Raw genomic sequence first — 26,438 nt, 5'->3', positions numbered from 1 at the left:
GCGGACGACGAATTGTCCTCAGGCAAAGGTATCCACGGCACTCAGGCTGGCCCGGCTGCGTCCGCCCGTCGCCGGCGCGATGGCGATCTCGCCACCGGAAGTGCCGCCGCCCTGGCCATTGCCACGGCGTTCGCCCGAGGCGGCGCGTTCGCCATTGTTTTGCTGTTCCGGCGTGCCGGCCGAGACGGTGGCGCTGCCGAAGGCGATGCCCGCTTCGCTCATCATTTCGCGCAGGCGCGGCATGGCCGCTTCCAGCGCCTGGCGTACTTCCGGCTGGGCCGACATGAAGGCGGCGTCGGCCTGGTCATTGGTCACCGTCAAGACCACTTGCACGGGTCCCAGGTCGGGCGGATTCAGGGTCAGGGTGGCGCTCTGGTCGCCACCGGCCGCCATCCACACGACTTTCTGCCCCAGTTGCTGGTCCCAGGCTGGCGAGCCGACGCGGCCCGTCAGCTTGTCGGCCGGCACGGCCAAGGCGGCGGCAGCCTGCTGCAGCGCGCCTGGCTGTAACTGGGCCGCCAGGCGGCTCAGGTCGGCTGGTGTTTCCTTGAGGATCGGTTCGGCCACGGCGGCGCCCGCCTTGGCGGTGGCTGCCAGCTGGGCGTCGATGGCCAGCTTGCCCGGTTCGGCCTTGCCTGCCGGCACGCCGGTGCCTGGTGTGGCGGCCGCCTTGCCCTGGGCCTGGCCCAGGCTGTCGGCAAAGTCGCCGCTGTCCGCTTGCGCAATGACAGTGGCGGCGGCCTTGCCGCTGCCCTGGCCGGCTGCCAACAATGGCCCCGTTGCCAGGCCTTTGCCGTCAGCCTTGACGCTGGAACGCGCGGGCAGTTCCGGCATGGCCTTGGCCGCTGGCGGCTGGATGGCCAGCTGGATGTTGCCCACGAGGGCCAGCATCGCGGCGGCCGGATCGGCTGGCGGCGCTGTTTCGGCGGGAACGTTGGCCTCGGCGACGGTGCTGTCGGTGGCGGGGGGGGCCGCCGCTTCGGTGGACTGTGCTGGCGGGTGTTCGCTGCTGGCGGCCTGTTCTGTGCCCGCTTGCGCCGGCTTCGCTTCATTGGCCGGCGCAGGGGCCGCGGGCGCTGGCGTGGCGGCGGGGCTGGCAGGACGGGCCGCCGGTGCTGCCGCTTGCGTTTGCGACATATTGCGGCTGGCCTGGCGTTGCTCGATCTGGCGGTTCAGGGTGCGCTGGAAGTCGCCCGCCGTGCCGTTGGTGGACGGCTGGCTGCGGTTGGCGGCACCCGGCGTGGCGTTCGGCGAGATAATCTGGGAAATCGGGGTTGGCTGGGTTTGCATGATGCTGCCTTAGTGTTGCTTAGCGTTTGTAATAGGCTTGTCGCGCCGCGTGCTCATCCATTGCTTTCTGGTCGCGCTTGTTTTCCAGCTTCAGCGCCTGTTCCTGCGCCCGGTTGTTCAGGGTGGTGTACGACATGCGCTTGCGTTCGGCTAGCTGCCAGCGCATCTTTTCATTGTCGCTGCGCGCTTGCGCATGCTCGACCACTTGCTGCTGGCCCATGATGGCGCTGTCGAGCTTGCCCATGAAAGCCTGGAAATTGCGGTAAGCCATCGGCGTGATGCCGCTGCTCATGCTCGCCTCGAAGCGCTTGGCATAGTCGTCGCGGTAGCCGGACAGCATGTCGAGCTTCTGGCGGCAATCGTCGAGCGCCTTCAGGGCCGCGCCCAGGCGCTTGGCGCAGTCGTCCGTTTCGCGCTGGGCAAGGTCGATCAGGGTTGCAAGTTGGGAAGGAGAAGCCATGGCTGATTATATTCCCGCTATGCAAGTCCTAATCAGTCGAATAGAGCGGTAAGTTGCCCCAAGCTCTCGTCCATGCTGACCCGCTCCGTGATTTGCTGTTGCAAAAACGCCTCGATCTTTTCATGCAGGGCGATGGCCTGGTCCAGCACGGGGTCGGTGCCGGCGCTGTAGGCGCCTACGCTGATCAGGTCGCGGCTGCGTTCATAGCGCGAATACAGCTGTTTCAGCTTGCGCGCCTGCTGCTGGTGCTCGTGCGTGGTGATCGAGTGGGCGGCGCGCGAAATCGATTGTTCGATGTCGATGGCCGGATAATGGCCCGCCTCGGCCAGGCGGCGGTTCAGCACGATATGGCCGTCCAGGATGGCGCGCGCCGAGTCGGCGATCGGATCCTGCTGGTCGTCGCCTTCGGTCAGCACGGTGTAGAAGGCCGTGATCGAGCCGCCGCCTTCCTCGCCATTGCCGGCCCGCTCCACCAGCACGGGCAGCTTGGCGAAGACGGACGGCGGATAGCCCTTGGTGGCGGGCGGTTCGCCGATGGCCAGGGCGATTTCGCGCTGCGCCATGGCGTAGCGGGTCAGCGAATCCATGATCAACAGCACGTTCTGCCCCTGGTCGCGGAAATACTCGGCAATGGCCGTCGCATATGCGGCCCCTTGCAGGCGCATCAGCGGCGGCGTGTCGGCCGGCGCGGCCACGACGACGGAGCGGGCCAGGCCTTCGGCGCCCAGGATTTGCTCGATGAATTCCTTCACCTCGCGGCCCCGTTCGCCGATCAGGCCGACGACGATCACGTCCGCTTCTGTGTAGCGGGCCATCATGCCCAGCAGCACGCTTTTACCGACGCCGGAACCGGCGAACAGGCCCATGCGCTGGCCACGGCCCACAGTCAGCATGGCGTTGATCGAGCGCACGCCCACGTCCAATGTGTCGACGATGGGCGCGCGGCCCAGCGGATTGGCGGGACGTACATTGATGGGGGCGCTGTCGACCGTGTGCAGCGGGCCGAGCTGGTCGAGCGGGCGGCCAGCGCCGTCGAGCACGCGGCCCAGCAGTTGCGGCCCCACGGGCAAGTGGCGCGCGCGGTCGCTGGGGCGGCGGCGCGGGTGCGCCACGCTGCCGGGGCGGGGGATGGCCGGTTCGACGGAAAACACGCGCGTGCCGGGCACGATGCCCTCGACGTCGCTTTGCGGCATCAGAAACAGGCGCTCGCCTTCAAAGCCCACCACTTCCGCCTCGACCCGGCCGCCATTTGGCAGCGGCACGGTACAGGCGGCGCCGACGGCCAGGCGCAAGCCCACGGCTTCCATCACGAGACCGGCCACGCGCGTGACCCGGCCTGAAATTTGCATCGGTTCGACAAAGCCGACGACGGCCGAACAGTCGCTCAGGTAGGCGCGCCAGCGCGCCGCATGGGCAGTGGGGCCTTTGACGGGCTCGCTCACGGCGCCAGCCAGTCCAGGTCTTTGCCCAGCGCATGCGTCAGGCGCTGCCAGCGGGTGGACGTCTGCGCGTCGATCTGGTTGCTGGCCGTGTCGATCTTGCAACCGCCGCGTTCCACGCTGGGGTCTTCGATGACACGCCAGCCGCCCTTGTCGAGCTCGTCGCCGATACCGTCGCGCACCACTTGCGCATCTTCCGGGTTGAGCATCAGCAAGGCCGGTTGTTGCAGCACGGGCAAGTATTCGATGGCTTCGCGCACCACGGGCAGCATCAGTTCGGGGCGCACGGGCAAGGCCGTCTTGAGCATACCCTTGGCCAGCTGCAGGGCCAGTTCCATCACGTCGTTGGCGATCAGTTCGTCTGCCTGGTGCACGGCCGTGCCGAAGTCGACGGCGATGGTTTGCAGGTGCGCCAGTTCCACGGCGGAGGCCGCCTTGCCTTGCGCATACGATTCGGCATGGCCATCGGCATGTCCGGCCGCATGGCCTTCCGCATAGCCGGCCGCGCGGCCTTCCTCGAAGGCCGTGGCGCGCGCTTCCTCGCGGATGGCGTCGAGCTCTTCCTGCGTCGGGTATTCGAGCGGCGGGGCCAGCTCTTCCTCGTGCAGTTCGGCAAACGGGTCTAGCTCGGGCTCGGGGTCCGGTTCCAGCAGCTTGCGCGCCGCCACCACGCTGGGACGCTCGTCGCCAAACGAGGTCATTTCCCAGCGCTGGTAGGCGGTTTGCTGCTCTTTGGGAATCAAATTAGACAAACGAATCCTCGCCTTTTCCGCCTAGGACAATCTGCCCTTCGTCCGCCAGGCGGCGCACGATCTGCAGGATCTGTTTCTGCTGCGATTCCACTTCCGACAGGCGCACGGGGCCTTTCGACTCGAGGTCTTCGCGCATCATCTCGCCGGCGCGCTGCGACATGTTCTTGAAGATCTTGTCGCGCAGCTCCTGCGAGGCGCCTTTCAGGGCGATGATCAGCATTTCCGACTGTACTTCGCGCAGCAGCAACTGGATGCCGCGGTCGTCGATGTCGATCACGTTGTCGAACACGAACATTTCGTCCATGATCTTTTGCGCCATGTCGTTGTCGTAGTTCTTGATGTTGTCCATGACGGAGCCTTCTTGCTCGCCGCTCATGAAGTTCAGGATCTCGGCCGCCGCGCGCACGCCGCCCAGCGACGATTTCTTGATGTTCTCGTTACCCGACAGCAGTTTCGTCAGCACGTCGTTGAGTTCGCGCAAGGCGGCCGGCTGCACGCCGTCCAGGGTGGCGATGCGCAAGACCACGTCGTTGCGCAAACGGTCCGTGAAATGGCCGAGGATTTCGCAAGCCTGGTCGCGTTCCAGGTGGACGAGGATGGTGGCGATGATCTGCGGGTGCTCGTTGCGGATCAGCTCGGACACGGATTGCGAATCCATCCATTTCAGCGATTCGATGCCGGACGCATCCTTGCCGCCCAAGATGCGCGACAGCAGCACGGACGCCTTGTCGTCGCCCAGCGCCTTGGTCAGCACCTGGCGGATATATTCGTCCGAATCGAGGCCGACGGTGGAATTGAGTTCCGTCTGCGCGCGGAAGTCGCCGAGCACCTCGACCACCTGCTCGTGCGCGATGCCCTTCATGGTGGCCATGGCGGCGCCCAGTTTCAGCACTTCGCGCGGGCCGAGGAATTTCATCACTTCGGCCGCTTCGCTCTCGCCCAGTGCCAGCATCAGGATCGATGCTTTTTGCAGTCCCGTTGTCTCAGTCATTATTGCCTATCCATGCTTTGATCACGTTGGCCACCACGCGCGGGTCTTCCTGCGCCAGTTTTCTGGCCATCGCCAGGTTTTCGCGATAACCGCGGGCAGTGTCTTCTTCCAGTTCTTCCAGTTCCGCTTCGCTGAGCAGGACTTCGTTTTCTTCGTCCGTCTTCTCCAGTTCCGGCTCGATGACGGGCGGCGGTGCGCCGAAATCGTCGATCTTGCGCATCACGGGGCGCAGCATCGGGCGCACGATCTTGATGAAGATATACAGCAGGATCAGGGCCGTGATGAGGAATTTCGCCAATTCCTTGGCCAGCGGCAAGTTGGCCGGGTCGCGCCACCACTCGAGCTTGCCTTCCGGCGCACGGTCGATGCCGTCGAACGGCGAGTTGGCCACGCTGAAGCTGTCGCCGCGCTCCTTGTTGTAGCCCATCGCTTCCTTGACCAGATTATTGATCTGGACCATTTCGGCAGGGGAAATCGGCTTGACCGTGACCTTGCCATCCTTGTCGAAAGTACGGCGATAGTTGACGACGACGGCCACCGACAGGCGGCGCAAGCCGCCCATGGACTTCTGTTCGTAGCGCACGGTCTTGTCGACTTCATAATTCGTCGTCGATTCCTTCTGTGTCGGCGCCGTCGGTGCGCCGCCCGGGGCGCCTGGCGCCTCGGCCGTCAATGGCGCCGTCGCCACGCCAGGCGGCTGGTTCGACAGCGCACCCGGCACGCCGGATGGGTTGGCATTGCCGGCGCCCGTCGACTCGCTCGTTTGCTGGCTGCGGATGGTGGACGCTTCCGGCGGCGAATTCGGCTTGTAGGTTTCTGCCGCCTGCTCGCTTTGCGAGAAATCGACATCGGCCGTCGCTTCGGCGCGCACATTGCCTTCGCCGACGATGGGCAGCAAGATCGATTCGACCTGCTTGATCACGCTTTGCTGCAACTGCTGCACGTACTTCAGCTGGTTCGGGTCCAGGCTCTTGATGCCGTTGGCGCGGTCCTTGTCCTTTTCCTGGTTCGACAGCAAGGTGCCGGCCTGGTCGACGACGGTAACATTGATCGGCAGCAATTCCGGTACGCTCGACGCCACCAGGTGGACGATGGCGCTCACCTGCAACTGATCGAGGCCGCGGCCCGGATGCAGGTTCAGCAGCACGGAAGCGGTCGGTTTTTGCTGTTCGCGCACGAAGACGGACGGTTTGGGCAGGGCCAGGTGGACACGCGCCGTGTCGACGGCGGAGACGGATTCGATCGATTTGGCCAGTTCGCCTTCCAGTGCGCGCTGGAAATTGACCTGTTCCAGGAATTGCGACACGCCCAGCTTCTGGTTTTCCATCAGTTCGAAGCCCACGTTGCCGCCCTTCGGCAAGCCTTGCGCGGCCAGTTTCAGGCGCGCGTCGTGGACTTGCTCGGATGGCACGAGAATGGCGCCGCCGCCTTCGGAAAACTTGTGCTTGATGCCCAGCTGGTCCAGCGAAGCGGTGATGGCGCCGCCGTCGCGGTCCGTGTAATTGGAGAACAGGACTTTGTATTCAGGCGGCTGGTTCCACATGTACAGTGCCACGCCGATGGCGATCAGTGCCGCCACGCCCAGGCCGCGCAGGAAATTCTTGCCCATCGGCGTCTTGGCGAACGCTTGCACGGACTCCACGGGCGAGCGGGCAGGCGCCGGTTCCGGCGGTATGCGGTTCACATCGATTTCTTCGGCTACAGCCATGATTGCCTTCCGGGGCGCGTATGTTTGGTATTGAGTGGGGGCCGCTTCCACTGGAGGAGGGGGCGATATGCAGAATTATCCGCCACTGTCACGCGCTTCAATCGTCCAAATAGAAGGCGCTTTTGCCGCCTGCTCGGCCGAGCGGCTGGCGTTGGCGCTGGTATTGTGGAACCCTGGCAACATGTGACGGAAGTTATTGTACCCGTCGTTGCCTTGCAAGCCAGGGTTTTGTTCTCTGGGTGCAACAGGCATGGAACAGATATGAAGCAGACCAGAATCGGGAGGCAAAGTGAAAACAGGCGGTATCGATAGCAGCAGGATCGAGGCGATGATCGCGCAACTGAAGTCGGCGGCCACGCGGCCGGAGGCGAAAATACCGGCGATCCAGACCGAGATGCCGGCGGCGAAGGTGAATTTTGCCGATGCCTTCAAGAGCGCGCTCGACTCCGTGAGCGGCGCGCAAAAGGCTTCGTCGGCGCTGGGCCAGCGCTTTACCATGGGCGACGAAAAGGTCAGCCTGTCGGACGTGATGGTAGCGATGCAAAAGTCGAGCATCGAATTCCAGGCGACAGTGCAGGTGAGAAACAAGTTGGTTTCTGCGTATCACGAGATCATGAACATGCAGGTATAAACGTCGCACCAAAGCTATTGCGCGGCGCCCTTTGCGGCCTGCGATGCTCGCTGTACTTCAGTACAGCTGCGCGTCTCGGCCGCAAATCATCGCCGCTCGCTACGCTTTGGCGGGACGTTTGGTGGCCTTCAATTCTGCCTTACCCCAATCCAGCCATGCGCGCATTGCGCTCGCGCTCCAGTCGCGTGATGTAGCGCTGCACGTGCGCCAGCATGCTGCGCGGCAGGTCGACGAACTGGCAGCCGAGGCGGCGGTTCAGTTTGTTGTTCAGCAGGGTCATGTCCAGCGAATTGCGAATTTGCAAAGTCGCGGTGACGATGCCGACGTCGGGCAAGTCGATGCGGCAGCCCGGATAGTCCCTGCCGATGGTCTCGCCCAGCATCAGTTTATTGTCGAGGATGGCGATGCCGCCGCAGCTGATGTCGGCCAGCGGGAACAGGGTATCGGCGCCACCGAGCGAGGGCGGCAGGGGAATCGAGACGCGCACGGGATTGCTCACGGGCGTCGTCATGCGGTAGTACTCGCGCCGCTGCAAACGGATCAGTGTTTCTGGAATGGCAATTTTCAAGGCGGGCGTGCCGCCGTAATTACACTCTTCCACCTGGGCGCTGGCAAACAGGATGCGGATCTTGTCGAGCGAGGTTTCAAACGAAATGCCCGTGGCGGCCAGCATGCGCCGGTTCTGGTCGGCGTTCACGGAACGGTCGAGGATGACGGTGTTATGGTCGGCATCGACTTCCAGGATGGACGTGACGCACACATCGGATTCACCGTGGATCAGCATGCGGATCAGCTGGTTTTTTTCGCTGATGCCGCGCAGCAAGGCGATGATTTCCCGCCGCGATTCCACTTCAAAATCATGCCAGTTTTCGAGACCGGAATCCATAATATGTGCTTGCATTGATGCCTGTCTATGTATCGGTGAGGTTGACGCTGGTGTCGGGCGGCGGCGGGATCGGCCCGCCATTCGCAGATTCAATATGATATAACCAGGCCAGCAGTTCCGCAATCGCCCGATACAGGCCGGGCGGAATCTGGCGGTCCAGGTCGACATCCATCAGCAGCGCCACCAATTCCTTCGATTCATGCACGAAGACGCCGTGTTCGCGCGCCGTGCTGATGATCTGGTCCGCGATCAGGCCGCTGCCCTTGGCCACCACCTTGGGCGCCGGCGTGCCGCTCTGATAGGCCAGCGCGACGGCCGTCTGCGGCACCTTGCGTCTGCTGTCGTCAAGCATCGTCTTCTCCAGCCGCCGCCTCCGGCTTGCCGGCGATCGTCAGCGACGACAATGGCCAGCCGGCCGCATCGAGCGACGCTTCCAGCCGCGCCGCATGCTGGCGCAAGGTGTCGGCGCTGCCTTCGCTGCCCGCCTGCAACTGGATGGATACGCGGCCGCCCTGCAGGACCACATGCGCGGCCAGGTCGCCCAGAAGGGGGAACTGGAAGCGCACATTGCTGCGCCAAGCCGTCGCTTCCTCGTCGCCATCGCGTCCTTCGTGCTGCTGTCCTTCCGGCGCATCCTTGCTGATATCCCACTGCATCTTCTGGCCGGGCCAGGCTTCGCCCTGCCACTGCACGCGCGCCTGTTCGTGCGTATGCAGCTGCAAATTGATCAGTTGCGCCGAAGCGAGGTCGGTGCCCGTTCTGGCCATGTCGCCCTGTGCCGCCTTCTGCATTTGCGGCTCCAGCAGCAGCGAGGCCAGCGGCCGCTTGCCTTCGGCCCATTCGGCCACGTGCGATTCATAGAACAGGCCGCTGCTGCCGACGGCATCGCGCAGGTTCTGGGCCACCTGGGCCGGAGCGGCGCCCGGCGTGGCCATCAGCGGCGTCTTGCCGACCAGCGACAGGGGTGCGCCGGGCACGCTTTCGGCCTGGCTGAGCACCGTGCTGATGGCGCGCGCGGTGGTGCTCAGCTCTGGCGCGGGCGTGTCGCCGGCCAGGGCGGGCAGCAGATTGGCGGGTGTCAGGGGTGCACGGCTGAGCAGGGTGGCGGCCGTGCTGCTGGCGCGGGTGCCCGCCTGGGCGGCACCGGCCTGGGGGCCGCGCAGGTCGGCTGCTTCCGGCTCGGCTTCCGCGTCCGCATATGTCAGCAGGGCGCTGGCGGGCTGGTCGCGGTTATTGCCGATTTGAAAAGAGGGGCGGGGATTGATGCCGATCAGGGTCAGCGGGATTTCCGTGCCAGGCTGGGCGCCGGCGGGCAGCTGCATGCGGGCCGGCGTGCCGGCCACGCGCACGAGGAAGCTGCCGTCGCCCATGCGGGCCAGCACCTGTCCCTGCATGGATTTGCCGATCAGTCCCTGCAGCGAGCGCTGGAACTCCGCCTGGCGTGGGTCGGCGACACTGTCGGCCGCCCGCGTGCCCTTGACCGGGGTCAGGGGCGTCATGCCGATCGCATCCATCTTCGGCAACATGATAGCTGACCTTGCCCCGTGGGCGTTTAGACGCCGTAGGCGTTGGCCAGGCGCCGCTCGGTGCCGGTGCTGTTGATCAGCTTGGACAAGTGGGCCATCCACGGCATGGTCAAATCGCGGATCTTGCGGTCGTCTTCGAGGATCTGCTTGATCAGGGCGACCTTGCGCTGGCGGCCGGCGCTTTCCAGCACGACTTTTTCTTCATTCGCCTTCAGCGCGGCCACATGCGCGCTCACTTGCTGTTCCAGCGCTTCGAGCTCGTCCCAGTCGGCATTGCTGGCGGCGGTCACCATCCGGCCCGTCAGGGTCTGCATGGCTTCGTAGGTGGTCAATACTTCTTGATTGGTCATCATGGGTCAGGCGCTCGCAAGGCTGGGCATACGTTTCAAATCGGCGCCGGGAATGGCGGCCGGCGTGGCGCCGATGGCGTTCCAGGTTTCGCGCAAGTCGGTCAGCAGGCGCTGCACTTCTTCCAACAGGCTGATGTCGTTTTTCAGGTTGGCCATCAGCAGGCGCGCGCTCATGTATTCATACAGGGCGTCGAGGCCTTCGGCGATCTGGCCGCCAGCGTCCTTGTCCAGGCTGGCGCGCAAGCCATTGTCGATGATCTGGATGGCTTTCGAGATGGACTTGCCTTTTTCCGGCACATTGCCCGATTTCATGTGCATCTGTGCGCTGAGCACTGCCACCAGGGCGCCGTCGTACAGCATCACGATCAGCTTGTGCGGCGAGGCCGAGACGATGCCCGTCTCCAGGCCGACCTTGGCATAGGCGTTGACGCCGCGTTGTTGGGTTCCAAACATGTAATTCTCCTGATGATAGCGCTTAACGGTTGGCGGCGATGGCGGCCAGCTGCTGGGTCAGATAGGTCTGCGTAGTCTGCATGGCACTCAGCGACACGTCGAGGCGCGAGAACTGGGCGCGATAGCGCGCTTCGATGGCGGTCAGTTTTTCGCTGAACTTGTCGCGCTGCGCCGCCACCGATTTCAGGGTTTCGTTGATGCCATTCGTGCGGCCGGTGATCATGCCGTCCGTCCCCAGGAAGGAGGTGGCCAGATTGTTCAGCTGGTAGGCATAGCCTTGCGAGAAGCTGACGGTGCCGCGCGGGCCGATCGTGCCGCCAGTTACCTCGATTTTCAAGCCTTCCGACGATGAACCGGGCGCGCCCGTCAGCGTCTGACCGGAGCCGATGACCGGTTGTCCGCCCAGGGTGCCAGCCACGTCGGCGCCCTTGACGGGCTTGGCCGTGCCAAACAAGGTTTCAATGGTGGTTCCCGTGCCGTTGCTCAGGGCCAGGTTCGACACGGAACCATAGCGGCTCGAGGCCAGCACCAGCTTGCCCGTGCCATCGATCGAAGCGGACACGGTGGCGCCATTGTCCGAGAAGGCTTTCACGCCATTGATCGACGATTGCACCAGCGCCGCCAGCTGGGCCGGTGTGTAGGTGCCGGCCGGTATCGTCACCTGGGCCGTGTTCTTGGCGGATGAAGGATCCGTATCGTTCAGGGTCACGTTCCAGGTGGTATCGCTGGCGATGGTCGTGCTGGCGCCCAGCACGCCGGTCGAGGTGAGCGAACCCTGGCTGGCCATGGTGGTGATGCTCAGTTCATACGTGCCGGGCTTGGTTGCCGCCGTCGAGCTGGTAAAGGAGACGTTGCTGTCGCTGGTCTTGCCGATGGCCGAGAACAGGCCAGCGATATCGCTGAAATTGGCACTGATGGCCTTGTCGAGCTTGCTGGAATCCAGCGCCAGGCTGCCGTCTTTCTGGAAAGAAATACCCACCTGGCTGAGGGTACTCATAGTGCTGTTCAAGCCGGTGATCGGCGCGCCCAGCTGTCGGCGCAGCTGGCTCTGGATCGATTGCACGGTCGAGTCGCCCAGCAGCACGCCGCCAGTCTTGGTGTCAGGATTGTACGCCGTCATTTTACCGATCGCCGTGTTCAGTTCGTTGTATGCCTTGACGAAGGAGTTGATGCTGGTCTTGACGGTGGTGGTATCTTTGGCAACGGACAGGCTGCTGCTGCCGACCTTGGCGATGTTCAGGGTAATGCCTTCGATTGCCGTATCGACGCTGTTCGAGCTGCTGGTGATGGGAATGCCGTTAACACTGAACATGGTGTTCTGTGCCGCGCTGTTCTGCTTCAGATTCTGCGCGCCGCCAACGTCGTAGGCCAGCAAGGATTCCAGGGCACTGTCCGCAGGCTGGCCGTCACTGCCGCTCAGCGAGATTTTCATGGCCGAATTGGCGCCCGTCTTGCTTGAGCTGAGCACCAGGTGGAACGGTTTATCCGTGCCGTCGGAAACGATGCTGGCCGTGACGCCCAGACCGGCGTTGTTGATGGCGTCGCGGATGCCTTGCAAGGTATTGTTTGTCGAATCAATGACGACCGACCCCGTTGCCTGCGTCGCATCCTGGGTAAAGCCGGCACCCATGTAGCTGCCGACGGTGCCCGCCGTCAGGCCGGCCGCGGCCGGATTGCTGCCAGCGATGATGATGGGGCTGGCATTGCCCGATGTCAGGGTGATGGCGCTGGCAATTGTCACATTCGAGCCATCGTTGCTTGCGCCCGCTGCCTTGCCGATGCCACCGCTGACGCCACCCGTGACGACCTCTTCAATATTGATGTTGGAGCCATCGGCGCGCGTAAATTGCAAGGTGCCATCGGCAGCCTTGCCCGTGACCGTGATATTGGCTGCGGCCAGCGCATTCGAGACGGCATTCGGCCCTTCCAGCTTCGCATCGAGGCTGGCGGCGGTGATACCGGCGCCGGCGGCCACGTTCTCGCCTTGCGAGACGATTTCAATGCCGCCAACGGACAGGGAATAGCTGCTGCCCGCGCCGCTGGTGGCGACATTGCCATACGTGCCGAACATGGCGGCATCACTGCTTGCTGGCTGGGCTGTCGCCGTGACGCCCGTGGTGCTGCTCTTGGCATTGATGGCATCGGCCAGCGCGCGTGCGCTTTTCGTGCTGGCGTCCGTCGGGATGGCCGTGCCGTTGAGGCTCAGCGAACCGTTGCTCACGCCGTTCAGCAGTGTGCTGCCGCTCAGGGCCGTGCCTTTGGTGCCAAAGGTGCCGCCGCTTGCCGAGCCGAGCTGGAAGGAAATCGTCGTCTTGGCGCCCAGGCCGATGGTCGACAGCTTGCTGGCCATGCCACCTGACGTCAGGGTCTGCGCCTGCGCCAGCTGCGAGACATTGATATTGTAAGTGCCGGCCACGGCCTTGGCGCCAGCGCTGGCGGACAGCACCAGCGGATCCGATGGCGTGGCGCTGACGGCGCGAAAATTGTTCGAGTTGGTCAGTGACGACAGCGAGCTCTGGAAGGTGCTGATCGAACCGCCCAGTGTACCCAGGGCGCTGAGCTTGGCCTGGTAGGAAGCCGTTTTCTTGTCGTAGAGATTCAGCGGCGCCGACTCAGCCGTCATCAGCTTCTCGATGATGGCATTGACGTCCAGCATGCTATTGCCGATGCCCGGAGAGGATAAGGTTGGTGTGATGGCCACTGCATGCTCCTAGGAAAACACTAATATAAGCTGTTATCGGCAGAATCAATCAGGACTTGAGAGGGGGATTTACCGCGCTGTTTTCATTTCGGGGAAAAAAGCGGCCTGGTGTGCGTAAAGGGTTGCTCTTGTGGTAATAAGAATGCGGGGGCCGGCAGGCTGGCTGGCGGACCCCGGTGTCGTGCTGATGCATGGCGAAACATGGCAGCGCGGACGGTTTTGCATGGCATCCGTCAGGCGCTTTGGCTGATGAGCGCGCCTTTGGCTGACTCAAAGGCCTTGGCCAGCGCCAGGGCTTCCTTGGTCGGGATCTGCCGCAAGACTTCCTTGGTTTCCTGGTCGATCACCATGACGACTGTGCGCTGGCTGTCCTCATCGACGGAAAATTCCAGGCCCTGGGTCTTGATTTGTGACGACTGGTTCAGTTCCGATACCGCCTGGTCCAATTGGGCGCGGCTGGGTTCCTGCTCATTTTGCTGCGTTGTCACGGCGTCAGTGGTGCTGCGAGATGCCGCGGCACGCGCCGGCGCGATGTCTGCCGGAGTGTAACTCTTCTCGATCCGGCTGGCCGAGGCGGCTGATATCGTGTCTATAGTCATGGTGCTCTCCTAGTGAAAATTCCCCTGCCGAAAAAATCCGGCAGGGGAACCTGGGTCTGGCGATGTGACGAGACTAATCGAAGATTAGCCGCGCAGCAGGCTCAGCACGCCGTTAGGCAGCGAGTTTGCTTGCGCCAGCATGGCGGTACCAGCTTGTTGCAGGATCTGGCCGCGGGTCAGGCTGGCCGTTTCTGCTGCGAAGTCGGTATCGACGATGCGGCTGCGCGATGCGGACAGGTTTTCCGTCGTCGATTGCAGGTTCGAAATCGCCGAGGAGAAGCGCGATTGCAAAGCACCGTACTGGGCGCGTTGGCTGTTGACCGTCGACAGTGCCGCATCGGTGATCTTCAGGGCCAATTGCGCGCCCGCAAACGTCGTGACGTCCAGCGATGCAACCGATTTCAGCTGCGAACCAGCATTCGTGGTTCCAGCGGCCGCCGCACCCAGGCCCAGGCCGGAACCCGCATCGGTCACGGAGAAGCTGCTGTCCGAATCGAACGTCACGCTGCCGTTGGCGATACCAACTGCAGCTGCACCTTTGGTATCAGCAGCCGCCGACAACGTGTTATCCAAGTTGTAGGTTTTGACGTCCAGCTTGACAGCAGCCGTGGCGCCATTCGTCACCTGGATGTCGGCACCATTGGCATTACTCAGCTTGATGCCAGGATTTTTGGCGTCAAAACTTGCCGTGATGCCCGTTTTGGCGGTTTGTGCATTGATCGCGTTGATGCCGGCGGCAAAGTCGGCAGCCTGGTTGGCGGCGCCGGTGACGGTGAACGAAACAGTCACGGCATCAGCAGGTGCAGAATTATCGCCGTTCAATTTGAACGAGTACGATTCCGCACCCAAGCCCAGGTTGGCTTCGGTTTTTGCCGTGGCGGTGACGCCGGTGCTTGCCGTTTTGGCATTCAATGCGGCAGCGATCGATTTGGCGGTGTCGCCTGCAACGGTGGTGTACTTGTCGGTACCCAGCTTGCCGTTGACGGTGACATCTTTGGCTGCAACGACGTTGGTCGTGGTCAGTTTGGCTGCAACAGCGTTGTTTTCAACGCGGTTGTTGCCATATGTGTTCGTCAGGAAGTTCGCGCCGTTGGCGGAAATCAGCTGGTTCGCATCGGCGCCGACCTGGAAGTTGGCCGTACCCATGGTGCCATCGAGCAGTGCCTGGCCGTTGAACGAGGTGGTCGTGGCGATACGGTTCAGTTCCGAGTTCAGCTGCGTCACCTCGGTTTGCAGCGCCTGGCGGTCGCTCGACGAGTTGGTCGAGTTCGACGACTGTACGGCCAGTTCGCGGATACGTTGCAGGATGTCGCCCGAGCTCGACAGTGCACCTTCGGCCGTTTGGGCCAGCGAGACGCCGTCGTTTGCATTGCGGGTTGCTTGGGTCATGCCGCGGATTTGCGACGTCATACGGTCGGAAATCGCCAGACCAGCAGCATCATCCTTGGCGCTGTTGATGCGCAAGCCAGAGGACAAGCGTTGCAGCGAGGTGCTCAGGGATGCTTGCGAGGAGCCCAGGTTGCGTTGCGAGTTCAGGGAAGCGATGTTGGTGTTAATTACTGCAGCCATGTTAATTCTCCAGACAGGTACTACATTGCGCTATGTGCTAGTCACTTTGGCCTGCCCCGCTGTTCCGGGACAATCAAGCCGCTGTTGTTTAGGGTAACGGTTGCTCTGCGGGAAAATTTATGGCGAAAAGTGCTTTAAATTTTAATTTTTAGCCCTTCAGTTTGTCGCAGGCCGCGCGCTAGACGACATGCTTTTTGGAAACTTTAGGGTGAAAATAATTTTATTTTTATATGGTGCGCATGCTGGCGGCGTGCTGGAGGCAGGGGGGTGTTATTGGTTTTGCCATGAAGTTGCCGTCCAGCTGGGCAGCGGGACGGCATGGCGTAGGCCGGACGGACTCAGGCGGCCAGCATCCTCGCCCTCGTTGGCAGGAGCCAGGATAGGCGAGGAAAAAGTGGATCAGGACTTTTTGGTGAGGTCATATGGCGGACGGATCGTTCGTGCCCGACAAGCGATAGCATATTATTCGCCAGTTGTTGTGTTCACGATTTCCGTTTACGTCGAACAATGAAACCCATCAAGCCTAAACCTGTGAGTAACATGGCATAAGTTTCGGGTTCGGGAACTGCGGAGGTAAATGTCAGGGACAATGTTTGAGCGCCAGATGGAAAACCGGTGAAGTCAGTCCAGTTTTGTCCTTCTATAGAGGATTTCATCATGAATCCCACAGGCGTACCATTTTTATAAGCCTTGTTCAGATATTCTGTCAGGTCAATGGGTTTTTTTTGGCTTATATTGGTTGCTGTCTTTGCTACCAATCCCCCGATGGGATTCGGAGCGGTATAGTAATTAAAGGATACCCAGGTTCCATCGGTAAGATAAACCTCCATGCTACGGGCAGTTATCGGTGTCCATAAAAGCCCCGATGTCAGCGTGACGGAGGGATCATAGGCTGGCAAGATGAACTTTTCATACAGGCGGCTATATCCTTCGCCAAAAATAGCCCCTACTTCACCTCTATCTAAGGTGTTTGTGTTGCCGTTGCGGGTATTGTAAAAAGTTGATAGGTGCTGGCTGCTTGTGATGGAAATTTCTTTGACAGCCGCCTGGGAGACCGCAGGCATGATTGCAGCCATGAAGATTGCGAGCGCGAATAAGGTATTTGAGGATATATTTTTAATGCACTTAAGTGGACTTCTTTTCATATGGCATGCCCTGAAAGGTTGATTTAATAAAATTATTGGCATAACTGGTGTGTGTAGCCTTTTCTTAAAAAAAAGCACACAACCATGTTACATTGCCAATTAAGTCATTAAAACGATCCAGGTTAATTTTTTAGTAATTCGCCGAGTGATTTTTTTTCGGTAATGCCCCGAGGCAAAGTGATTGAGGTGCTGTGTGTTGCTTCGCACCACATGGGTTCACTCCGCCACCACCACCCGGTTCTTGCCCGTCTGCTTGGCCTGGTACATGGCGCGGTCGGCGCGCTTGACCAGCTCGGCCTGGTCTTCGTTGGGCAGGCGCAGGGCGACGCCGGCGGAGAAGGTGATCAAGACCTTTTCGTTGTCGTGCAGGAAGAAATGCCGGGTCAGCTCGCGCTGCAGGCGCGTCATCGTCGACGAGGCCGCCTCGACCGTGGTTTCCGGCAGCAGGATGAGGAATTCCTCGCCGCCGAAGCGGGCGATGACGTCCATCGAGCGCAGGGTTTCCTTGACGATCTTCACCAGGTGTTTCAAGGCGGCATCTCCGGCCAGGTGGCCGTAGGTATCGTTCAGGCGCTTGAAGTCGTCGAGGTCCAGCATGGCGATGCACAGCGGCGTGCCGCGGCGGTCGGAACGGGCCGTCTCGCGTTCGAACACGTCGTCCAGGCCACGGCGGTTCAGGCTGCCCGTCAGCTGATCTTCCCGCACCAGTTCGCTCATATGCTGGAGTTTCGCTTCCAGGGTGTGGATGCGTTGCTCGGCATCCTGCACTTCCTGGCGCGCCAGTACCATCTTGTCACGTGCGCGCAAGGCCTCGTTCTGCACCATGCGCGTTTCGCGCAGGACTTCGTCGAGAACGCTGTTCAGTTCGCTGATATTTTCCGCCTGGCTGATCTTTTCCGAATAGCCGCCGATCTTTTCATGGAAGTCGCCCGTACTGGCCGCCACTTGGCCCAGGCGGTCGATGAAGGTCATCATCATGTTCTTGACCGTCAGCTTGACGTCGGACAGGCTGTGCTTGAGCTGGCTTTGCTTGTAGATGACTTCCTTCAGGCTGCGCGTGGCGTCTTCCAGCGCGCGCTGGTCGAGCGGGCCAGCGATCAGGTTTTGCACGGCATCGACCTGGCCGCGTAGCCAGCTGTCGTCGTCGAGCAACTGGCTGACGTTGTCGAGCAGCAGCTTGAACAGGCGCAGCAGCAATTCCTGCTGCTCGGCCGTGTCGCCGCTTTTCAATTCGATCTGGTAGCACAGCTGTTTCAGGCGCAGGGCCGCTTCGTTCAGCGCTTCTTCCGTATGGGCTTGCTTGATGGCCGCGCCCAGCGATTCGGCCTCTTCCACCAGCGCGGGCGTGCCCGTCAGCAAGGTGGCGACGGCAAAGCCCAAGGTACGGCTGAGCAATTCACGCAGGGTGCGCGTCTGTTCGCCGTCCGGCAAGGGCGGCAATTCGATGCCGCCGCCTTTCTTGACCTGTTTCTCCGCCAGCTGCGCCAGGGTGCGCGCATAGCTGTCCCAGTCGCGCGCTTTCAGTGCGCGCTGGAAACGCTTGCCAAAGTCGCCCAGTTCGCCCGCCGATTCGCTCATCTTGGCGGCAAATTGCGTCAGGACGTTTTCCGCGCCGCTCTCCGTCGGTGCGCTGGCGGCCAGCACGGCACCAGGCGCCGCAGGGCTGTCCGCCGGTTCGCTGATGCCGGCGATTTCATTGTAGATATCGCGGTAGGCGCTCGGCGTGGGGGCGATGCGGCGCGTGGCCAGGCGGCGAAACGCTTCGCGGGCGATATCGGCCGGGTTCATCGCCGCGGCGGCGGTATTCGTGGCGCCAGCGGGAGCGCTTGCTGGTGAAGATGGCAATTTACTGGACATGTAGGCACAGCCTTTTCAGATATTTCTCATTATCCCCATGATATGCGAGTTGGCAAAGAACTTATTGTGCGAGAAGCAAGGAGAAGTCCTGTCAATTCGCCCGATGCCAGCGGGCATGCCGCTTTGCCGTCAATCCACCAGCTGGTTGCGGATCGCGTAATGTGTCAGTTCCGCGCTATTCTTGAGTTTCATCTTGACCAGCAAGCGGGCGCGGTATTCGCTGACGGTTTTCACGGACAATTTGAGCTCTTCGGCGATGGCGCCCACGGCCTTGCCCGAGGCAATCATCACCAGGGTCTGGTATTCGCGGTCCGACAAGGTGTCGTGCAAGGCCGTTTCGTGGTCTTCGCCCACCGTGTTGGCCAGTTCCTGCGCCAGCGAGGCGCTGATGTATTTCAAGCCCTGCGCCACCTGGCGGATGGCCGTGACCAGCTCGCGCGGCGCGCTCTGTTTCGTCAGGTAGCCGGCCGCGCCCGCCTTGAGCGAACGGATGGCGTATTGGTCCTCGCGGTGCATGGACAGCATCAGCACGGCCAGTTCCGGCTTTTCCTTCTTGATCTGCTTGAGTACCTCGATGCCGCTGCGGTCGGGCAGGGATATGTCGAGCAGCAATACCTGGCATTTCGAGCCACGGAACAGCTTGATGGCGTCGTGGCCATTTTCGGCTTCGCCGGCCACGATGATGTCCTTCGTATCGGCGAGGATTTGCTTCAAGCCTTCGCGCACGATCGCATGATCGTCGGCGATGAATACCCGGATGGTGGCTTTTTCTTTCATGACTGCGTTGTTTCCTATCTGATTCACCCACTAGGCCGCGTCTGGCGGCGGCCCGCTGTGCGCTGGCGCACTGGCTGCAGCCGCTATTATCGCCTCTGGCGCCGTGGTCAGCCGGATTTTTATGCTCAGGATGGTGCCGCCATCCGGCCCATCCATCAGGCTCAAGGTACCGCCCAGCGCGCTGGCCCGTTCGGCCATGCCGCGGATGCCGAACGACTGCGGCTTGGCGCGGTCGGACAGGCGCATGCCGACGCCATTGTCGGCGATCGACAGGCTGATATGCTGGCGCTGCCGGGCCAGGCGCACGCTGACCTTGCTCGCCTGCGCATGCTTGGCGATATTCGTCAGCGCTTCCTGGGCGATGCGGAACAGGCTCGTCGCCTGGTCCAGCTCGAGGTCGATGTGCTGGCGGTTCGAAATGAACTGGCATTCGATGCCTGCCTGGCGCGCGAATTCCTTGACTTGCCAGTCCAGCGCGGCGACCAGGCCCAGGTCCAGCATGGACGGGCGCAAGTCCAGCGAAATGCGGTGCACGGCGTCGATGCTGCGGTCGACCAGGGCGTCGACATAGTCGGCCTTTTCCTGCAGCTGGGTATCGTCGGGTGGCAGGCGGCGCGCCAGCATGGCCAGCGCCATCTTGATGGCCGTCAAGTTGCCGCCCAGGTCATCGTGCAGTTCGCGCGCCAGGCGCGTGCGTTCGTGTTCCTTGACCTTGTCGATATGCGCAGTCAGCTCGGCCAGGCGGGCGCGCGACTGGCGCACTTCAATCTGTTCGAGCCGGCTTTCCGTGATATTCGTCATGATGCCTTCCCACTGCACCGTGCCGTCGGCCAGCGCGCGCGGCGTGGAGCGCAGGTTGATCCATTTGACGTCCTTCCAGGCGTCGATCCAGATGCGGCCTTCCCAGTTCCAGCTCCACAAGGCCGCCTTCGACGTCTGCATCGATTCCAGATACGAGGCGCGGTCGTCGGCGAGGATCAACTGGTAAAACAGTTCCGGGCGCGCGTGCAGCAGTGCCGGGCTCAGGCCCAGCAGGGCCTGGCAGCCGTCGCTCAGGTAGGCAAAGGAAGCCCGTCCATCCGCATGCAGGCAGAACTGGTACACGAGGCCCGGCGTATTCGAGACGATGGCGTTGAAGCGCGACTGCACCTGCGCCAGCGCGGCGGCCGTCGCCTGCGGCGTGCGCAAGTCTTCGCCTTCGGCCAGCAGCAGGGCGCGGCCGTGGCGGTGGGCGCGCGACAACTGCAGGCTGAGCGAATACAGGCTGCCGTCGCGGCGGCGCTGCTGCACGTGCAGCCGGGCTTGCGCGCCGATGCTGTCGTCCAGGGTAGCCAGCACGGCGGCCAGTTGCTGCGCATCGAGCTGCGGCGCCAGCGTGAAGGGTGTCATCGCCAGCAATTCCTTGCGTGCGTACTGCAAGTTGTCGCAGGCGGCATCGTTGGCGTCCAGCAATTGCAAGCTGGCCGCGTCGTACAGGTAGATTTCCGGCGCCGCCGCGCGCATGGCGGGGGCCAGCCGGGGAGTGTCGTGCATGGAGTTGGCTTTCTTCATCAGCGGCGGGCGCGCCAGAAGGCGGCGAAGCGGCGCAGGACCCTGGCCGGGCGGGAATTATGGCGTCCTGGCGTACCTTTGCGCAAGCGCTGCCACCAGGCACGGCGGGCGCGGCCCAGCGCGGCCGACAGCCGGCTGACTCGGCGCCATGGACGCGTGGCGCGCAGGCGGGCGATCCAGCGGTCCTTGGTTTCCATGAACAAGCCATGCCAGCGCGCAAACCATGGCAAACTCAACAGGGTAGGGCGCGTCAGGCTGTACAGGCGCGCGACGGCGGCCGCGCCGCCCAGCTTGGCGATGACGATCACGCCGATGCCGGAAAACGCATGGCCGCGCGCGATTGCCAGCAGGGCCAGCAGCTTGACGGGGAACAGCAGCACGGCCGGCAGCACGAAGATGGCCAGCGCCCAGTACGGCGGCAGGCGCTTGATCCACGCTTCGAGCGCATGCAGGGGCGGAAATTGCGCGATCACCTGCATGATGCGGGCCCCGGTCGCCCACAGCCATTCCTCGATCAGCAGGAAGATGGCGGCCAGGTAGACCAGCGGCGCGAACAGCCAGCGCCTGACTCTGTAGAATTTTTTCATCCGTCTCCGTGTGCGGCGCAGGTTTGCCGCGATTGCCACGATGATACGTCAAAAAAGCCCGCTTGCCCCCGTATCCCGTGTGCCCGCGGCTCCCTGGCGGGGCTACAATAGACAGATGAATAAAGCCTTTGTAAAAGAATCCGACAACGACGACGATGAAGAAGCGGCCGCGCTGGCGCTGGCCATTCCCGCCGGCGCCAAGAACTACATCACGCCGGCCGGTTACCAGCGCATCAAGGAAGAGCTGCTGCAGCTGATCGACGTCGACCGTCCGGAAGTGGTGCGCATCGTCCATTGGGCGGCGTCAAACGGCGACCGTTCGGAAAATGGCGACTATATCTACGGCAAACGCCGCCTGCGCGAAATCGACCGCCGCATCCGCTTCCTCACCAAGCGCATGGACCTGGCCGCCATCGTCGACCCCAGCGTGCACCATGGCAACGACCAGGTGTTTTTCGGCGCCACGGTAACCTACCGCACCAGCGACGGCGAAACGCACACCATCACCATCGTCGGCATCGACGAGTTCGATCCCCTGAACGGCAAGATCAGCTGGGTCTCGCCCATGGCCCGCACCATCACCAAGGCGCGCGAAGGCGACGTGATCACCCTCACCACGCCGCTGGGCGAGCAGGAACTGGAGTTGCTGGAAGTGACGTATCCGGCACCGGGGGAAGCTTGAAGTGATGGGGGCAGCATGAAAAAACGGCTGGGCAGAGAATCTGGCCAGCCGTTTTTTTAATTGCGTTCGCGCAGGATGCGGTTCACGCCGGCCACTCTGCGCACATTGCGCAGCAGGGCGGCCAGGTGGACCCTGTCCTTGACTTGCACGGTGAAGCGCAGCTGGTCGAGGACGTTGTCCTTGTCTTCGTCCATGCCGACATAGATGATGTTGGCGTCGGATTCGCCGATTTCGGCGGCCACGCGGGCCAGGATGCCCCGCTCGCTGTTGATCAGCACCTTGATGCGGCAGTCGAAACGGCGGTTCAGTTCGGTTCCCCAGCGCACGGCGATCCAGCGGTCCGGTTCCTTGGCGCGCTGGCGTTTCGCTTGCGAGCAGTCGCTCGTGTGCACGAGCAAGCCCTGGTCGCGGCGCAGCTGGCCGATGATCTGGTCGCCCGGAATCGGCAAACAGCATGGCGCCAGTTGCACGGAGACGCCTTCGCTGCCGCAGATGGTGACGGGGTCGAGCTCGCTGCCGCTGTTGTGTTCTACGGGCATGCTGGCCGCTTCGCCGCCGATCAAACCGAAGATGTGGCGCGCCACCAGGGTGGCCATGCGCTTGCCGATGCCGATGTCCGCATACAGCTCGTCCATGGAATTGGCGCTCGATTCGTTGAGCAGGCGTTCGACCAGCGGTGCTTGCAGGTCGGCGTCGATGTTCAGGGTGTGCAGCGCCTGCGACAGCAGTTGCTGGCCCAGGGCGATCGATTCGGGCAGGTTGATCGTGCGCAGATGGTGGCGGATGGCCGAACGGGCCTTGCCGGTGCGCACGAACGACAGCCACGTCGGGCTGGGGCGCGACGAGGAATCGGTGATGATTTCCACGATGTCGCCATTGTGCAGCTCGGTGCGCAGGGGCGAGGTTTCGTTGTTGATCTTGACGGCCACGGTCTGGTCGCCGATGCCCGTGTGGATCGAATAGGCGAAGTCGATGGCCGTGGCGCCGCGCGGCAGGGCGATGATCTTCGACTTTGGCGTAAACACGTAGACGGAATCGGGGAACAGGTCGACCTTGACGTGTTCGAGGAATTCGGCCGAGTCGCCCGTCTGCTGCTGGATGTCGAGCAGGGATTGCAGCCACGCATGGGTGCGCTGCTGCAAGTCGGACGGGTTCGATTCGCCGCTCTTGTAGAGCCAGTGCGCGGCCACGCCGGACTCGGCCGTGCGGTGCATTTCCTGCGTGCGGATCTGGAATTCGACGGGTGTGCCGTAGGGGCCGATGACGGTCGTGTGCAGCGACTGGTAGCCGTTCAGCTTGCGGATCGCGATGTAATCCTTGAACTTGCCCGGCATGGGCTTGTACAGGCTGTGCAGGGTGCCCAAGGTCACGTAACAGTCGGCAAAGCTGCCCACCACCACGCGGAAGCCGTACACGTCCAGCACTTGCGAGAACGACAAATGCTTGCTGCGCATCTTTTTATAGATGTCGTACAGGGTCTTTTCGCGGCCCGTGACGTCGGCCTCGAGCTCGGCCATGGACAAGGTGCTTTTCACCGCTTCCATGATCTTGTTGACCACTTCGCGCCGGTTGCCGCGCGCCGCCTTGACGGCTTTCGCCAGGGTGCGGTAGCGCATCGGGTACAGGTGCGAGAACGACAGGTCCTGCAGCTCGTGGTAGATGTTGTTCAGGCCGAGGCGGTGCGCGATCGGCACGTACACTTCCATGGTCTCGCTGGCGATGCGGCGCTTTTTCGCCGCCGTCATGAAGTCCAGCGTGCGCATATTGTGCAGGCGGTCGGCCAGCTTGATCAGGATCACGCGCACGTCGGACGCCATGGCCAGCAGCATCTTGCGGAAGTTTTCCGCCTGCGCTTCGATCTGGCTCTGGAATTCGATCTTTTCCAGCTTCGACAGGCCGTCGACCAGGTGCGCGACCGGTGCGCCGAAGCGCTCGATCAATTCATCCTTCTTGACGTCCTGGTCTTCCATGACGTCATGCAGCAGGGCGGCCATGATGGCTTGCGCGTCGAGCTTCCAGTCGGCGCAGATTTCGGCGACGGCGATCGGATGCGAGATATACGGCTCGCCCGAGCGGCGCATCTGGCCCAGGTGCATTTCGTCGGAGAAGCGGTAGGCTTCCTTGACTTTCTTCAGGTCGGCGGGAGACAGGTATTCGGCCAGCTTGTCGGCCAGATGGCTGACGGAGGCCACGCCGAGGGCGGGTGCTGGCGATACTGCGGGGGTGTTGCTGCCGGACGTGCCGGTGCCGGGCGCGGAAGCGCCCTGCGATTTTGCCGCCTGGCGCGGGGCCAGGGGCGGCAGTGCTGCGGAAGTCGTGTCGGCTGGGGTCAGACTCATAAAACGTCGCGTTGCTTCACAGTGTGAATAAAGGATACGGTAGAACCAGGGGTCAGCACTGTTCCGGCACGCGGGTTCCCAATTACATCGGGACCTTTTTCAGCATTTCGATGCCGACTTTACCGGCAGCGATTTCACGCAGTGCGACAACGGTAGGCTTGTCCTTGGCTTCCACCTTCGGGGTGTGGCCTTGCAACAACTGACGTGCGCGATAGGTCGCAGCCAGGGTCAGCTGGAAACGGTTAGGGATCTGCTTCAGGCAATCTTCGATTGTGATACGGGCCATAGTAACTCCTAAATTTGTGTGCGTGGTGCTGTGTGAACTGGCGTGCAGAGACGATTATTCTGCGTGCAGGCCCAGCTGGGCGAATAGCGATGCGTTGCGGGCCGCTTGTTGCGCAAACCGGCAACGGGCCGCTCTCACGATCGCGCTCAGTTCGGACAAAGCGACCGTAAACTCTTCATTGATAATAACATACTCGAACTCGGGAGCGTGTGCGATTTCGCCGCCGGCCGCCAGCAGGCGACGCGTGATCACGTGCGGCTCGTCCTGGCCGCGCTTGTTCAGGCGTTCTTCCAGCGCATCGATCGACGGCGGCAGGATGAAAATGCCGGCCGCGCGGGGGAATTGCTTGCGCACCTGGCGCGCGCCCTGCCAGTCGATTTCCAGCAGGATGTCGGTGCCGGCGGCCATTTGCTGTTCCACCATGATGCGCGAGGTGCCGTAGTAATTGCCATGCACTTCCGCCCATTCCAGGAATTCGCCCTGGTCGGCGCGCGCGACAAAGTCTTCCGCCGTCGTGAAATAGTACTCGCGGCCATGCTGCTCGCCCGGACGGGGCGCGCGCGTGGTGGTCGAGATCGACAATTTGATGCCGGGCTCTTGCGCCAGCAATGCATTGACCAGTGTCGATTTGCCGGCGCCCGATGGCGCGGCAACCACGAACAGGCTGCCGGAGAAGGCGGTAGGGTGGCTCATGCGGATCTTTCAATAATCGTGTTGTTGGCGCCGGTGCTCGCGCAAGCGGCGCCCAATCCGCTATTTTACCAAGAGGCAAGGCGGCGAGCCAGTCCCAAAGCGGCCGGCATGGAGGATGCCTGGCCAGGCTGGACCTTATTCCAGGTTCTGCACCTGTTCGCGCATCTGCTCGATCAGCAGCTTCAAGTCCATCGAGGCGTCGGCCAGTTCCTTGACGGACGCCTTGGCGCCCAGGGTATTGGCTTCGCGGTTCAGTTCCTGCATCATGAAGTCGAGGCGCTTGCCCACTTGCCCGCCCTTGGTGAGGATGTGGCGCGTTTCGCCCAGGTGGGCCGACAGGCGCGCCAGTTCTTCCGATACGTCGATGCGGATGCCGTACAAGATCACTTCCTGGCGGATGCGCTCCATGGCGTCCTGGCGCGACAGGGCCGAATTCGAACCCTGGCTGGCCAGACCCAGCGCGTCCTGCATGCGCTCGATGGCTTTTTGCTGGAAGGCCGCCACCACTTGCGGTATCAATGGCGTGATGCGCTTGACGATGGCTTCCATCGCTTCGATGCGCGACACGAGCACGGCTTCGAGCGCCGCGCCTTCGCGCTTGCGGCTGTCGACGAAGGCGGCCACGGTGCGCTTGGTCAGCGCGCCCACGTCCGCCTGCAAGGATTCCTGTCCCACTTGCGCTTCTTCGATGACGCCAGGCCAGCGCAGCAGTTCGGCCACCGTCATGACGGGCGCGGAGACAAAATGCTGGCCCACTTCGTTTTGCAGGCGCGCCAGTTCGGTCAGCAGGGGCAGGTTCAGCGCCTGCGTGCCGGCCGTCGCGGCCTTGCGGCCAAAGCTCAGGCGTACCTCGACTTTGCCGCGCGTGATGGCGGACATGACGGCGGCGCGCAAATCAGGCTCCAGGGCCCGCAGATCGTCGTTGATCCGGAATTGCAGGTCGAGAAAGCGTGAGTTGACGCTCTTGATTTCAATTGTCAGTGTGCCTGCAGCACCTTCGCTGGTGGCAACCGCGTAGCCTGTCATGCTTGAAATGCTCAAAGGATTCCCCGATTTGGTCTTGTATACAGTCACTTATACACTTAATCAGCCAGCGCAGGCAATACCGCCCGCGCCGCAAAACAGGACCGAAGTGCTCGATGGCCTGGAAATTGCTGAATAGTGTG

At 62.4% G+C, this 26,438-nt stretch carries 25 protein-coding genes; 2 read left to right on the top strand and 23 right to left on the bottom strand.

The annotated features are described in order from the left end of the window. Positions 1 to 18: 18 nt before the first annotated feature. From KO538_RS05100 to fliF, 6 genes are all read right to left on the bottom strand, one after another. Positions 19 to 1,290, bottom strand: coding sequence for a flagellar hook-length control protein FliK (locus KO538_RS05100; RefSeq protein ID WP_219327625.1), 1,272 nt, complete (start codon positions 1,288 to 1,290; stop codon positions 19 to 21). A 19-nt stretch (positions 1,291 to 1,309) separates the two neighbouring features. Then, positions 1,310 to 1,750, bottom strand: coding sequence for a flagellar export protein FliJ (gene fliJ, locus KO538_RS05095; RefSeq protein WP_070303632.1), 441 nt, complete (start codon positions 1,748 to 1,750; stop codon positions 1,310 to 1,312). Positions 1,751 to 1,782: 32 nt separating this feature from the next. Next, a complete protein-coding gene (gene fliI, locus KO538_RS05090; RefSeq protein ID WP_235194273.1) occupies positions 1,783 to 3,099 on the bottom strand; it encodes a flagellar protein export ATPase FliI in 1,317 nt (438 codons plus the stop codon). Positions 3,100 to 3,188: 89 nt separating this feature from the next. Then, the gene (locus KO538_RS05085) at positions 3,189 to 3,890 is read right to left on the bottom strand and encodes a flagellar assembly protein FliH (RefSeq protein ID WP_070303646.1); all 702 of its coding nucleotides are present in this window, start codon (positions 3,888 to 3,890) and stop codon (positions 3,189 to 3,191) included. Between the two features lie 43 nt (positions 3,891 to 3,933). Continuing rightward, positions 3,934 to 4,932, bottom strand: coding sequence for a flagellar motor switch protein FliG (gene fliG, locus KO538_RS05080; RefSeq protein WP_034754023.1), 999 nt, complete (start codon positions 4,930 to 4,932; stop codon positions 3,934 to 3,936). Beyond that, positions 4,925 to 6,640, bottom strand: coding sequence for a flagellar basal-body MS-ring/collar protein FliF (fliF, locus tag KO538_RS05075; protein WP_034754020.1), 1,716 nt, complete (start codon positions 6,638 to 6,640; stop codon positions 4,925 to 4,927). The genes fliG and fliF overlap by 8 nt, the downstream gene beginning before the upstream one ends. A gap of 328 nt (positions 6,641 to 6,968) precedes the next feature. Here fliF and fliE point away from each other — a divergent pair, with 328 nt between their 5' ends. Then, positions 6,969 to 7,271, top strand: coding sequence for a flagellar hook-basal body complex protein FliE (gene fliE, locus KO538_RS05070; protein WP_254798560.1), 303 nt, complete (start codon positions 6,969 to 6,971; stop codon positions 7,269 to 7,271). A gap of 139 nt (positions 7,272 to 7,410) precedes the next feature. Here fliE and KO538_RS05065 read toward each other — a convergent pair whose 3' ends face one another. The 13 genes from KO538_RS05065 to KO538_RS05005 form a co-directional block, all read right to left on the bottom strand. Then, entirely contained in the window at positions 7,411 to 8,157 is a 747-nt protein-coding gene (locus KO538_RS05065) for a flagellar brake protein (protein WP_080698661.1), read from the bottom strand. A gap of 25 nt (positions 8,158 to 8,182) precedes the next feature. Then, entirely contained in the window at positions 8,183 to 8,509 is a 327-nt protein-coding gene (locus KO538_RS05060; protein ID WP_034754014.1) for an EscU/YscU/HrcU family type III secretion system export apparatus switch protein, read from the bottom strand. Next, positions 8,502 to 9,683, bottom strand: coding sequence for a flagellar hook-length control protein FliK (locus KO538_RS05055; RefSeq protein ID WP_219327624.1), 1,182 nt, complete (start codon positions 9,681 to 9,683; stop codon positions 8,502 to 8,504). The genes KO538_RS05060 and KO538_RS05055 overlap by 8 nt, the downstream gene beginning before the upstream one ends. Before the next feature lie 26 nt (positions 9,684 to 9,709). Beyond that, positions 9,710 to 10,036: a flagellar protein FliT gene (locus tag KO538_RS05050; protein ID WP_070303636.1), complete on the bottom strand. Its 327-nt coding sequence runs from the start codon at positions 10,034 to 10,036 to the stop codon at positions 9,710 to 9,712. Positions 10,037 to 10,039: 3 nt separating this feature from the next. Then, complete coding sequence (gene fliS / locus KO538_RS05045; RefSeq protein WP_034754008.1) at positions 10,040 to 10,486, bottom strand: flagellar export chaperone FliS; 447 nt, start codon at positions 10,484 to 10,486, stop codon at positions 10,040 to 10,042. Positions 10,487 to 10,508: 22 nt separating this feature from the next. Next, positions 10,509 to 13,187 carry a flagellar filament capping protein FliD gene (fliD, locus tag KO538_RS05040; protein WP_252867337.1) on the bottom strand — a complete coding sequence of 893 codons (2,679 nt, stop codon included), beginning with the start codon at positions 13,185 to 13,187 and terminating at the stop codon, positions 10,509 to 10,511. 233 nt (positions 13,188 to 13,420) lie between these two features. Then, complete coding sequence (locus KO538_RS05035; RefSeq protein ID WP_070303638.1) at positions 13,421 to 13,786, bottom strand: flagellar protein FlaG; 366 nt, start codon at positions 13,784 to 13,786, stop codon at positions 13,421 to 13,423. An 84-nt stretch (positions 13,787 to 13,870) separates the two neighbouring features. Next, entirely contained in the window at positions 13,871 to 15,355 is a 1,485-nt protein-coding gene (locus KO538_RS05030; RefSeq protein WP_072455362.1) for a flagellin, read from the bottom strand. A gap of 482 nt (positions 15,356 to 15,837) precedes the next feature. Beyond that, complete coding sequence (locus KO538_RS05025) at positions 15,838 to 16,431, bottom strand: PEP-CTERM sorting domain-containing protein (RefSeq protein ID WP_219327623.1); 594 nt, start codon at positions 16,429 to 16,431, stop codon at positions 15,838 to 15,840. A gap of 285 nt (positions 16,432 to 16,716) precedes the next feature. After that, on the bottom strand, positions 16,717 to 18,288 hold the full coding sequence (locus KO538_RS05020) for a diguanylate cyclase (protein ID WP_070303640.1): 1,572 nt from the start codon (positions 18,286 to 18,288) through the stop codon (positions 16,717 to 16,719). A 198-nt stretch (positions 18,289 to 18,486) separates the two neighbouring features. Then, positions 18,487 to 19,134 (bottom strand): response regulator transcription factor, encoded by a 648-nt coding sequence (locus tag KO538_RS05015; protein ID WP_034753998.1) that lies wholly within the window; start codon positions 19,132 to 19,134, stop codon positions 18,487 to 18,489. Between the two features lie 30 nt (positions 19,135 to 19,164). Continuing rightward, positions 19,165 to 20,667: a sensor histidine kinase gene (locus tag KO538_RS05010; protein WP_257620156.1), complete on the bottom strand. Its 1,503-nt coding sequence runs from the start codon at positions 20,665 to 20,667 to the stop codon at positions 19,165 to 19,167. 17 nt (positions 20,668 to 20,684) lie between these two features. After that, a complete protein-coding gene (locus KO538_RS05005) occupies positions 20,685 to 21,272 on the bottom strand; it encodes a membrane protein (protein ID WP_034753995.1) in 588 nt (195 codons plus the stop codon). Between the two features lie 115 nt (positions 21,273 to 21,387). On the opposite strand from KO538_RS05005, the gene greB reads away from it, so the two are divergent. Next, positions 21,388 to 21,954 carry a transcription elongation factor GreB gene (greB, locus tag KO538_RS05000; protein WP_099377931.1) on the top strand — a complete coding sequence of 189 codons (567 nt, stop codon included), beginning with the start codon at positions 21,388 to 21,390 and terminating at the stop codon, positions 21,952 to 21,954. Positions 21,955 to 22,010: 56 nt separating this feature from the next. Here the strand turns inward: greB and KO538_RS04995 are convergent, their stop codons facing one another. The 4 genes from KO538_RS04995 to KO538_RS04980 all read right to left on the bottom strand — a co-directional run bounded on the left by KO538_RS04995 (position 22,011) and on the right by KO538_RS04980 (position 26,298). Beyond that, positions 22,011 to 24,293: a bifunctional (p)ppGpp synthetase/guanosine-3',5'-bis(diphosphate) 3'-pyrophosphohydrolase gene (locus KO538_RS04995; RefSeq protein WP_034753991.1), complete on the bottom strand. Its 2,283-nt coding sequence runs from the start codon at positions 24,291 to 24,293 to the stop codon at positions 22,011 to 22,013. Positions 24,294 to 24,375: 82 nt separating this feature from the next. Further along, entirely contained in the window at positions 24,376 to 24,579 is a 204-nt protein-coding gene (gene rpoZ / locus KO538_RS04990; protein ID WP_010400723.1) for a DNA-directed RNA polymerase subunit omega, read from the bottom strand. Between the two features lie 54 nt (positions 24,580 to 24,633). Continuing rightward, on the bottom strand, positions 24,634 to 25,272 hold the full coding sequence (gene gmk, locus KO538_RS04985) for a guanylate kinase (RefSeq protein WP_080753685.1): 639 nt from the start codon (positions 25,270 to 25,272) through the stop codon (positions 24,634 to 24,636). Positions 25,273 to 25,407: 135 nt separating this feature from the next. Then, entirely contained in the window at positions 25,408 to 26,298 is an 891-nt protein-coding gene (locus tag KO538_RS04980) for a YicC/YloC family endoribonuclease (protein WP_034753986.1), read from the bottom strand. Positions 26,299 to 26,438 lie beyond the last annotated feature (140 nt).

Source organism: Janthinobacterium sp. NKUCC08_JDC (genome assembly GCF_019345575.1).
Classification (GTDB): Bacteria; Pseudomonadota; Gammaproteobacteria; order Burkholderiales; family Burkholderiaceae_D; genus Janthinobacterium; species Janthinobacterium aestuarii.
This window is presented reverse-complemented; position numbering and strand designations above follow the sequence as displayed.

What these genes read in the sequence shown, in the direction of transcription:
- KO538_RS05100 (WP_219327625.1), bottom strand. Translation starts at nt 1,290, where the DNA reads ATGCAAACCCAGCCAACCCCGATTTCCCAGATTATCTCGCCGAACGCC.
- fliJ (WP_070303632.1), bottom strand. Translation starts at nt 1,750, where the DNA reads ATGGCTTCTCCTTCCCAACTTGCAACCCTGATCGACCTTGCCCAGCGC.
- fliI (WP_235194273.1), bottom strand. Translation starts at nt 3,099, where the DNA reads ATGCAAATTTCAGGCCGGGTCACGCGCGTGGCCGGTCTCGTGATGGAA.
- KO538_RS05085 (WP_070303646.1), bottom strand. Translation starts at nt 3,890, where the DNA reads ATGACCTCGTTTGGCGACGAGCGTCCCAGCGTGGTGGCGGCGCGCAAG.
- fliG (WP_034754023.1), bottom strand. Translation starts at nt 4,932, where the DNA reads ATGACTGAGACAACGGGACTGCAAAAAGCATCGATCCTGATGCTGGCA.
- fliF (WP_034754020.1), bottom strand. Translation starts at nt 6,640, where the DNA reads ATGGCTGTAGCCGAAGAAATCGATGTGAACCGCATACCGCCGGAACCG.
- fliE (WP_254798560.1), top strand. Translation starts at nt 6,969, where the DNA reads ATGATCGCGCAACTGAAGTCGGCGGCCACGCGGCCGGAGGCGAAAATA.
- KO538_RS05065 (WP_080698661.1), bottom strand. Translation starts at nt 8,157, where the DNA reads ATGGATTCCGGTCTCGAAAACTGGCATGATTTTGAAGTGGAATCGCGG.
- KO538_RS05060 (WP_034754014.1), bottom strand. Translation starts at nt 8,509, where the DNA reads ATGCTTGACGACAGCAGACGCAAGGTGCCGCAGACGGCCGTCGCGCTG.
- KO538_RS05055 (WP_219327624.1), bottom strand. Translation starts at nt 9,683, where the DNA reads ATGTTGCCGAAGATGGATGCGATCGGCATGACGCCCCTGACCCCGGTC.
- KO538_RS05050 (WP_070303636.1), bottom strand. Translation starts at nt 10,036, where the DNA reads ATGATGACCAATCAAGAAGTATTGACCACCTACGAAGCCATGCAGACC.
- fliS (WP_034754008.1), bottom strand. Translation starts at nt 10,486, where the DNA reads ATGTTTGGAACCCAACAACGCGGCGTCAACGCCTATGCCAAGGTCGGC.
- KO538_RS05035 (WP_070303638.1), bottom strand. Translation starts at nt 13,786, where the DNA reads ATGACTATAGACACGATATCAGCCGCCTCGGCCAGCCGGATCGAGAAG.
- KO538_RS05030 (WP_072455362.1), bottom strand. Translation starts at nt 15,355, where the DNA reads ATGGCTGCAGTAATTAACACCAACATCGCTTCCCTGAACTCGCAACGC.
- KO538_RS05025 (WP_219327623.1), bottom strand. Translation starts at nt 16,431, where the DNA reads ATGGCTGCAATCATGCCTGCGGTCTCCCAGGCGGCTGTCAAAGAAATT.
- KO538_RS05020 (WP_070303640.1), bottom strand. Translation starts at nt 18,288, where the DNA reads ATGAACCCGGCCGATATCGCCCGCGAAGCGTTTCGCCGCCTGGCCACG.
- KO538_RS05015 (WP_034753998.1), bottom strand. Translation starts at nt 19,134, where the DNA reads ATGAAAGAAAAAGCCACCATCCGGGTATTCATCGCCGACGATCATGCG.
- KO538_RS05010 (WP_257620156.1), bottom strand. Translation starts at nt 20,667, where the DNA reads ATGCACGACACTCCCCGGCTGGCCCCCGCCATGCGCGCGGCGGCGCCG.
- KO538_RS05005 (WP_034753995.1), bottom strand. Translation starts at nt 21,272, where the DNA reads ATGAAAAAATTCTACAGAGTCAGGCGCTGGCTGTTCGCGCCGCTGGTC.
- greB (WP_099377931.1), top strand. Translation starts at nt 21,388, where the DNA reads ATGAATAAAGCCTTTGTAAAAGAATCCGACAACGACGACGATGAAGAA.
- KO538_RS04995 (WP_034753991.1), bottom strand. Translation starts at nt 24,293, where the DNA reads ATGAGTCTGACCCCAGCCGACACGACTTCCGCAGCACTGCCGCCCCTG.
- rpoZ (WP_010400723.1), bottom strand. Translation starts at nt 24,579, where the DNA reads ATGGCCCGTATCACAATCGAAGATTGCCTGAAGCAGATCCCTAACCGT.
- gmk (WP_080753685.1), bottom strand. Translation starts at nt 25,272, where the DNA reads ATGAGCCACCCTACCGCCTTCTCCGGCAGCCTGTTCGTGGTTGCCGCG.
- KO538_RS04980 (WP_034753986.1), bottom strand. Translation starts at nt 26,298, where the DNA reads ATGACAGGCTACGCGGTTGCCACCAGCGAAGGTGCTGCAGGCACACTG.